This is a genomic window from Lysobacter sp. A286 (assembly GCF_054052105.1).
Window position 1 is genome coordinate 72,515 of sequence record NZ_JBSVRJ010000005.1, and the last position, 8,825, is coordinate 81,339.

The window sequence follows — 8,825 nt, forward strand, 5'->3', positions numbered from 1 at the left end:
GGTGAGCAATCGCCGCAGTCGAGGGAGATCCGGCATGGCAGCGGTCAACGTTGTTGCGACGTACTGACGATGGACCCCGCGCGTTGGCAACGATTGTCGCCACTGCTTGACGAGCTGTTCGAGCTGGAGCCCGATGCGCGCGCGCAACGTCTGCACGAATTGCGCAACCAGGATGTCCAGGCGGCTGACGAGCTGGAAGCATTGATCGCGCTGGAAGACGCACGCGAAGACTTCCTGTCCCAACCCGTGATCACGACCGAGCGCGGCGTCCTGCCCGGCAGCACGGTCGGGCCTTATCAGCTTGAGTACCTGCTGGGCGAAGGGGGCATGGGGCAGGTCTGGCTGGGCGCGCGCGCCGACGGCCTGTACCAGCGTCGGGTCGCGGTGAAACTGCTGCGGCCGGGCCTGGCCAATACCGACCTGCGCCTGCGCTTCACCCGCGAGAGGCAGATCCTCGCCCGCCTTGCCCACCCGCACATCGCGCGCCTGCTGGACGCCGGCATCAGCACCGAAGGATTGCCTTACCTCGCATTGGAATACGTCGACGGCGCACCCATCACCGACTACTGCCGCGACCATGACACGCCGCTGGATACCCGGCTGCAGATGTTCGAGCAGATTTGCGCAGCGGTCAGCCACGCCCACGCCAACCTGATTGTCCATCGTGACCTCAAGCCGTCCAACATCCTGGTGACGCCGGCAGGTGAGGTGCGCCTGCTCGACTTCGGCATCGCCAAACTGCTCGACAGCGATATCGCGCCCGAGCAGACCCGCACCGGGACACGCGCCTTCACCCTGCACTACGCCGCGCCCGAGCAGATCCGTGGCGAGCCGGTCACCACGATGACCGACGTCTACTCGTTGGGGGTGGTGCTGTATGAACTGCTCGCCGACACCAAGCCGTACCGATTGCGGCGGGACAGTGATGCAGCCTGGGAGGAGGCGATCCTCGCTCACGACCCGGTGCGTCCGTCCCAGGCGATGCTGCAACGCCCCCCTGACGCCACTGACCCGGAGCAACCGCGCGACAACGGCGCATGGCGACGGCGGGCACGAGCCTTGTCCGGCGACCTGGACAACATCGTATTGAAGACGCTGTCCAAGCGCCCCGAGCAGCGCTACCCCTCGGTTGAGGCACTCGCCCAGGACCTGCAACGCTACGGCGCCGGCTTGCCGGTAAAGGCGCGACCACAAAGTCTGAATTACCAGTTGCGCAAGTTCGTCAGCCGCCATCGCTGGCCGCTGGCCACCGGCAGCCTGACCGCCCTGGTCCTCACCGCATCGTTGGCGGTGGTCGCCTGGCAGGCGCGTGAGGCGGTCAGTGAGGCCGCGCGTGCGCAGGCGTTGCAGGCGTTCATGATTGGCGTATTCGAAGGCGCAGGCGGCACCCGTGACGGTGAGCCTCTGAAGCTGCGCGACCTGTTGGCGACGTCCGTGGAACGCGCCGACCGCGAGTTGGCCCGTCAGCCACGGACGCTGGCCGAGATACTCGGCGTGGTCGCGCGGCTGCGCATCGGACTGGGCGACTATCAGGAAGCGAAAGTCCTGTTGGACCAGCAGGCGGGATTGATCGCGGGCACCGACGCCGTGCCGACCAGCCTGCAGCTGGAATCTCTGACCCAGCGCGGCCGCGTGGCGCGCCTGTTGGGCGACCCGGCCGCATGCATCGAGCTGATGCAGCCCTCATTGGACAACGCGCGAGCCGAGCAGGCCAAGTTGCCACCGCAAGCCACCGAGTTTTACTCCCAGCTCGGCCGCTGCCACCGCGCCAACGGCGAGCGCCGGGGTGCGCAGCGGTTGTTCGAGCGGTCGCTGATGCTACGCCGAGAAGGCCATGCCAATCGCGTGGGGGAGGTGGAAAACCTGATGGATCTGGCCGGCTTGCATGCCGACGAGGGCCAGACCGCTGTCGCCCTGGCGGATTTCGAAACAGCGCGGGATCGCTTGCTGCGCGAAGCTGGCGACCGGCACCCGTTGTTGATCGACATCCACCGCAACCTCAGTCGTCTGCATCGCGCCCAGGGAGAGTTGGAACCGGCCCAACGCGAACTTGAAACCGCGCTGGCGATCAGTGCGGAGGTCCACGGGCCGCAGCATGCGACCACACTGGCGGTGCGTCGCCAATTGGCTGCCATCCATTTCCAGCAAGGCCGCTACAAGCAGGCCGAAGCAGAACTGCGCGACAGCCACCGGTTGCTTGCCGCACGGCTCGGGCCAAACCATCCCGATCTCGCCGACAGTTACCACGCGCTGGCCATGATCGAGTGGGAACAAGGCGACCTGGACGCCGCATCGGCGTCGCTGCGCCACCGGCTCACGATCCTCCGCGTCGACGACCGACCCGACCTGGTCGCCGATGCCCTGCTGGATCTGGCGTCGGTGTTGCATGCGGACGACCGCGACCCGCTCGCCCATCCCCTGCTGCTGGAGGCGCACGAGATCCGCCAGACCCTGCCCGGTATCGAAGAAGGATCGGTGGGTGAGATCGATCGTCTCCTCGGCGAGGTCGAGATCGCACTGGGGCAAACCGGCCAGGGCGTGGAGCGACTGCAACACGCCATCCGCCAGTTACGGGCCGACTACGGCAACTCCCATCCGCTCACCCGGCGTGCCGAGTTGGTCCTGGCCTACCAGCGTGCATCCCGGTTTGCCGGGTTGCCGGCCGCAACCGCCGCCCTGGCGCAGCTGGATGCGTTGGCGCAACTGCCCGACAACGACATCGAACTGCGCGATACCGTCTGGCGTGCCCGTGCCTACGCGGCGCAACTGCGCTGTCATGGTCCCAAGCGTCTGGAAGCCGTACGCCGTCTGGACCAGCTGGATCACGACCTGCAGCAGGCCCGGCCGGAAGGCGGTGTCATCCCCCGGGAGATCGATGCGATTCGCCTGGGTTGCAATGCAAATCGATCCACCCGGACGGCTGCCGGCAACTGAGCACGCCGACCGGTCACCCCCGGGTCAATCGCGGGCGATGGGTTCAAGCGGCAGCGATGGCTGTTGCGGAGTGATCGCGCCTTCGCCACGCGCTACCTTCTTGAACTCGGCACGAGACACCGACAGGTAACGCTCGTTGCCACCAATCTCGACCTGTGGCCCGTCGCTTACCGCGCGGCCCTGCTCGTCCACGCGCACGGTCATGGTCGCCTTGCTGCCACTGTGGCAGATCGTCTTGATCTCGCTGATCTCGTCAGCCCAGGCGAGCAGGTACTGGCTGCCCTCAAACAATTCACCACGGAAATCCGTGCGCAAGCCATAGCAAAGCACCGGGATCCGGAACGCATCGACCACTTCGGTGAGTTGCCAGACCTGCGCCTTGTGCAGGAACTGCGCCTCGTCCACCAGCACGCAATGCAGCGCACCGCGGGCCGCGATGTCGGCGGCCACAAGTGCCTGCAAGTCACGCTCCTGCGCGAATGCGGTCGCATCCGCACTGAGCCCGATCCGGGACGCCACCGTACCGTGCCCCACGCGATCATCCAGCTGCGGCGTCAGGATCGCCACCCGCATGCCCCGCTCGCGGTAGTTGTGCGCGGACTGCAGCAAGTTGGTGGTCTTGCCGGCGTTCATCGCCGAATAGTAGAAATATAGCTTGGCCATGCGGGCAGTTTAGGCGGTGCCGTGGCAACGGGCGTGGATCTTGCGATCCCCGGCCGTTTCCCAGAGCTTCCCTAGGAAAGGTCTGAACAACTCGGCTTTTGCTCGTCATTCCCGCGAAGGCGGGAACCCAGAGCCATTGCTTTCAATGCGCTGAAGTCACTGGATCCCGCTTTCGCGGGGACGACGCCAGTTGTTCAGAACATCCCTAGCGCGGGGAATCCACCGGCGGAACCGGCGAGCCCGGACTGTCCGCGTCCGGAATCATTGCCGGAATCTCCGCGGCTTCGCCCCGCAAGGTCTCCGTTTCCCCCACGTCGACACGACCCACCCGCGGATTCATCCAGACCCGGTCGTGCCACTCGGCGTACTGCTTGGGATCCCAGTAACGCGGGTCATAGTATTTCGAGCCATCGATCGTTATCGGCACGCCCCCCGGCCCGGGAACCATGATCTGGAGCGCGCCGACGGAGCCCAGGCGGCTGCCGGTGGTCTGGGCGAGTCCACGTCGCAGCACGGCGGCAATGCGCGGCTTGGCGGCGGCATCGCCGTAACGCGCGTAGATTGCCCGGCCTTCGTCCAGCGCACGCTTGCGCTCGCTTTCGCCCAGCGCCGCCCAGTACTGCTCGCGGAACTGTAAGAACCCCCGGTAGCCGCGCTCGGCCGCCAAGTCCATCCACACGTAGGCGAGCGCCGGATCCCGGGCGACGCCCTCACCGTTCCACAGCATCTCCCCGACCATCGCCTGGGACGCCTTGTCGGCGTAGTGGGCAGCGCGCCGAAAGTATTTCAGCGCCTCTTCAAAGCGCCCGGTCTCGTATGCCTCCACCCCCCTCTGGCGGTTCTGCAGGTCCGGGTGCGCGGCCAGGAAACCGGCCGAGATCATCAACGCATCCTCGGTCGGATCCCGCAGCGGGCGCGTGTCCGCGGCCACCGCGATCGAGAGGGACGACGACAACACCACACACAGCAAGATCGACTTCAACATGCCGCGGATTCCCCAACACCACTGACGGATTGATGGCCTCGATGATATCCGCTGCGCGCGGAAGCTGCGGGTAAACTGCCCGGGCAGCACTGACCACCTGCACCTTCCACGCGCTGGGCCTGCATCGACCACTTCGGTCAGTTGCCAGACCTGCGCCTTGTGCAGGAACTGCGCCTCGTCGATCAGCACGCAATGCAACACGCCGTGGGCGGCGATGTTGACGGCTACGAGTGCTGCAAGTCCCGCTCCGGCACGAATGCGGTCGCGTCCGCGCTGAGCCCGATGCAGGACGCCACTGCGGGGTACGCAACCCAAGTCCACAGCGCGCCGACCCCGCGGGTACTCGCCGGCGCGATCGAGCTATTGGGGGTCCTTTCGGACGGGCTCGAGCTCCCCCACCTTGACCTTGCCCTCATTCATCAGCTCCGCCAACACCTGATCTTCGGCGTCCCAGTACCGCTCCGGCCGCAGGCGTTCGCGGTCGTAAAGTTCAGCGGCGGACATTCCGCCGTTGCCGGAGGCAAGCGCATTCAGGCTGTTGGCTTTGATGGGGCCTGAAGCCGACCCACCGGCAATGATGTGCGGCCGCGAGCTGTCTGCGCCTACTCGGCTGCCGGTGCGGCCGTGTGCAAAACGACGCATCGCGGCCTCGTTGCGTGGCATCGTCCGGTCATCGCCGTACCGTTCGTAATATCCCGGGCCGAGTTGCTTCGTCTGCTGCCGTTGCTCCGGCGACAACGACGTCCACAGCTTCTCGCGGATGGCGAGCAGACGCTGATCGGTGCCACGTTCGGCGGCGAGGTCGGCCCAGATGTACGCCTTGACCGGATCCGCGTCGACGCCATCGCCGTGCCAGTACATCAGGGTCAGTACGTGCTGCGACACCTTGTCGCCATACGAGGCGGCGAGCTGGAACTGGTCGATCGCCGCGTCGTGGCGTCCATTGTCGTACGCCCACAGGCCACGCCATCGCGCCCGCTCGTTGGGATGCCCCGCGGCGCCGCGGATCATGGCGTCGAACTCGGTGCCATTCAAGCCGGCAGCTTCACCGACAGCGGGGTTCAATCCCAGTCCCAATACCAACGCGACGGCAAGCATGGATTGTCTGATCATTTATCTGTCTCCCTGGCGGATGCTCTGACGCTCAGTTGACGGACCAACGCCAACAGCGTAGCACCCGAGATCATGCCTTGCCCCAAGCTTGTCCCGCGCGCGGCCGGGTAGACTGTCGCGCTGGCAGGAACCTTATTCATGCACGGCCTCAACCCCCCCCAACGCGCCGCTGTCGAGCACATCGACGGCCCCCTGCTGGTGCTCGCCGGCGCCGGCAGCGGCAAGACCCGGGTGATCGTCGAGAAGATCGCGCACCTGATCGCGTCCGGCCGGATGCCGGCCAAGCGTATCGCGGCGATCACCTTTACCAACAAGTCCGCCAAGGAAATGCGCGAACGCGTCGCCAAACGCATCCGAGGTGACGGCGCCGAGGGGCTGACCATCTGCACCTTCCACGCGCTGGGCCTGCGCTTTTTGCAGATAGAGCACGCCAAGCTCGGCCTGCGCCGCGGCTTCTCGATCTTCGACAGCGACGACAGCGCGGCGCAGATCAAGGACCTGCTCGGCACCGGCACCAAGCCCGATGCGCTGGATGCGATGCGCAACCTGATCTCGCGGGCGAAGAACTCCGGACTGTCGCCCGAGCAGGCGATGGCCGAGGCGCGTACCGCGCGCGAGATCGACGCGGCGACCGTGTACGCGCTGTACCAGGCGCGGCTGGGCACGTTCAACGCGGTCGATTTCGACGACCTGATCCGGCTGCCGGTGCAGCTGCTGGAATCCGACCACGAGTGCGCGCTGGGCTGGCGCGAGCGCATCGGCTACCTGCTGGTGGACGAGTGCCAGGACACCAACGATGCGCAGTACCGGCTGCTCAAGGCGCTGGCGGGCCCGGGCGGGCTGTTCACCTGCGTGGGCGACGATGACCAGTCGATCTATGCCTGGCGCGGCGCGAACCCGGACAATCTGCTGTCACTGGGCACCGACTACCCGGCGCTGCGGATCATCAAGCTGGAACAGAACTACCGCTGCTCCAACCGCGTGCTGCGCACCGCCAACGCACTGATCGCCAACAACCCGCATGCGCACCCCAAGACCCTGTGGAGCGAGCAGGCCGACGGCGAGCGCATCCGCATCTGGGAGTGCCGCGACAACGCACACGAGGCGGAAAAAGTCGCCGCGGAAATCCAGTTTGTCGCCACCGCCCGGCAGGCGCCATGGAGCGATTTTTGCATCCTGTTCCGCGGTAACTTCCAGTCCCGCGCGCTGGAAAAGGCGCTGCAGCTGGTCAAGATCCCGTATCACCTGTCCGGCGGCACCGCGTTCCTGGAGCGCGGCGAGGTCAAGGACGCGCTGTCCTGGCTGCGCCTGGTCGCCAACCCCGACGATGATGCTGCCTTCCTGCGCGCGGTGACCTCGCCCAAGCGTGAGGTCGGCGCGACCACCTTGTCCAGACTGGGCGAGCTGGCCCAGCGCGCCGGCATGCCGATGTCGCGCGCGGCCGAATCGGTCGGCGCACTGAAGCAGCTGCCGCCCCGCGCCGGCAACGCGCTCGACAACTTCGTCGGCATCCTGCGCGGCCTGCGCAACGATGCCCGGCGCATGACCCCGGCAGAACTGGTGCGCACGCTGGCCGACAAGTCCGGGCTGCTCGCCTCGATCCGTGCCCAATGCAAAGACGAGACCAGCTTCCAGCGCCGCAAGGCCAATCTGGAAGAGCTCGCCGACTGGTTCGACGGCGGCAAAGGCGCGGGGCCAGGCGAGCTCGCCGCGCAGCTTGCCTTGCTGTCGCACGCCGACAAGGGCGACGCCGGCAACCAGGTGCGGCTGATGAGCCTGCACGGCGCCAAGGGCCTGGAGTTCCGTTACGTCTTCATCGTCGGCGTCGAGGACGGCACCCTGCCGCACGAGGCCAGCATCGACGAAGGCAGCATCGAGGAAGAACGCCGCCTGCTGTACGTCGGCATCACCCGCGCCAAGGAACAACTGTGGCTGTCGTACTCGAAAAAGGCGCAGAAATGGGGCGACACGATCCGGCTCAAACCGAGCCGTTTCTTCGATGAATTACCCGCCGCGGAAATCCAGCGCGACGGCGCCGACCCGGTCGCCGACGCGGCCCGGAAGCAGGAGCGGGCGACCGCCGGATTGGCCGCAATCCGCGCGCTTTTGGACAGCTGACGCAGCGCGGCAACACTTGCCGCACCGCACAATTATTTGTGATGAAAGTCACGTTATAGGTAATAATTGCGGGCCTTTGTAGTCGTTAAGTGCCCTTGTGCGTCATGACGTATTTACCCCCGAGTCATTTTTCGTGTTATTCCTTCGGCAAGGCATCGCCAGATCCGTGGCGATTGCACGCACTCCGGCGTCCTCGATTTCATGCCCGGCGTAACGTCGCATGAAGTTTTTCTGCTCGATTCGTAGCGGTACCTAGAGCGGAAATGGCCACCCGGAGTTGTCATTGGGGGAGTTGCTGTCGCGATGTCGGCCGCACTCCAAATGAAGCCGACCGGGGAAATCAGCCATGTCCGTCTCGCACTCCATCCGTTCCACCCACAACGCCGTCCTGAACACACCCCGCGGTCACGCCAGACGCGCGCCGCTGTATCTCGCGCTCGCCGCGGCGTTGACCTTGGCCGCCGCGCCCACCCTCGCTGCTGAAACCTGCGAAACCACAGGCAACAACACTGCGATGGCGCTCGGCAGCCAAGCGCTGGCTTGCGGGGAGGGCAGCAAGGCGATCGGCCAAGACGCCACGGCGGCCGGCGCGGACAGCAGCGCCGTCGGCGAGGGCGCCAGCTCCATCGGTGCCTCCAGCAACGCAGCGGGGCTGGAAGCTACCGCGGTGGGCGCTGGAAGTCTGGCCGCGGGCGATGGAACCACTGCCGTCGGCGCGGGCTCCATCGCCGTCAGCACCGGTACCGCCGTCGGTAATGGGGCGCTGTCGGTAGGCGAGAACAGCGTCGCCCTCGGTGCCAGCTCGATCGCGCTGCGAGACAACGCGCTTTCGGTCGGCAGCGCCGGCAATGAGCGCCAGATCACCAACGTCGCCGCCGGTACCGAGGGCACCGATGCGGTGAACCTGGACCAGTTGGATGCGGTGGCTATGGTCGCCGAGAACACCGACCAGTACTTCAAGGCCAGCGGCGAGGGTGAGGCGCTGGTCGTAGGCGAGGACGCGGTTGCCGCC

General features: G+C 66.3%; 5 protein-coding genes and 1 pseudogene. 3 read left to right on the forward strand and 3 right to left on the reverse strand.

Translation table 11 applies throughout. The features are described from left to right. The first annotated feature begins 69 nt into the window (after nt 1-69). A complete protein-coding gene (locus tag ACW7G0_RS13635) occupies nt 70-2,934 on the forward strand; it encodes a protein kinase domain-containing protein (protein ID WP_456990439.1) in 2,865 nt (954 codons plus the stop codon). 24 nt (nt 2,935-2,958) lie between these two features. On the opposite strand, the gene ACW7G0_RS13640 is transcribed toward ACW7G0_RS13635, so the two are convergent. The 3 genes from ACW7G0_RS13640 to ACW7G0_RS13650 all read right to left on the reverse strand — a co-directional run bounded on the left by ACW7G0_RS13640 (nt 2,959) and on the right by ACW7G0_RS13650 (nt 5,680). Further along, complete coding sequence (locus ACW7G0_RS13640; RefSeq protein WP_456990441.1) at nt 2,959-3,597, reverse strand: thymidine kinase; 639 nt, start codon at nt 3,595-3,597, stop codon at nt 2,959-2,961. A 205-nt stretch (nt 3,598-3,802) separates the two neighbouring features. Next, nucleotides 3,803-4,582, reverse strand: coding sequence for a tetratricopeptide repeat protein (locus ACW7G0_RS13645; RefSeq protein WP_456990443.1), 780 nt, complete (start codon nt 4,580-4,582; stop codon nt 3,803-3,805). A gap of 360 nt (nt 4,583-4,942) precedes the next feature. Beyond that, a complete protein-coding gene (locus ACW7G0_RS13650) occupies nt 4,943-5,680 on the reverse strand; it encodes a hypothetical protein (protein WP_456990445.1) in 738 nt (245 codons plus the stop codon). Between the two features lie 153 nt (nt 5,681-5,833). Here ACW7G0_RS13650 and ACW7G0_RS13655 point away from each other — a divergent pair, with 153 nt between their 5' ends. Further along, entirely contained in the window at nt 5,834-7,813 is a 1,980-nt protein-coding gene (locus tag ACW7G0_RS13655; RefSeq protein WP_456990447.1) for a UvrD-helicase domain-containing protein, read from the forward strand. Nucleotides 7,814-8,414: 601 nt separating this feature from the next. Continuing rightward, nucleotides 8,415-8,825 (forward strand): annotated as a pseudogene (locus ACW7G0_RS13660) (hypothetical protein); the annotation flags it as partial.

What these genes read in the sequence shown, in the direction of transcription:
- ACW7G0_RS13635 (WP_456990439.1), top strand. Translation starts at nt 70, where the DNA reads ATGGACCCCGCGCGTTGGCAACGATTGTCGCCACTGCTTGACGAGCTG.
- ACW7G0_RS13640 (WP_456990441.1), bottom strand. Translation starts at nt 3,597, where the DNA reads ATGGCCAAGCTATATTTCTACTATTCGGCGATGAACGCCGGCAAGACC.
- ACW7G0_RS13645 (WP_456990443.1), bottom strand. Translation starts at nt 4,582, where the DNA reads ATGTTGAAGTCGATCTTGCTGTGTGTGGTGTTGTCGTCGTCCCTCTCG.
- ACW7G0_RS13650 (WP_456990445.1), bottom strand. Translation starts at nt 5,680, where the DNA reads ATGCTTGCCGTCGCGTTGGTATTGGGACTGGGATTGAACCCCGCTGTC.
- ACW7G0_RS13655 (WP_456990447.1), top strand. Translation starts at nt 5,834, where the DNA reads ATGCACGGCCTCAACCCCCCCCAACGCGCCGCTGTCGAGCACATCGAC.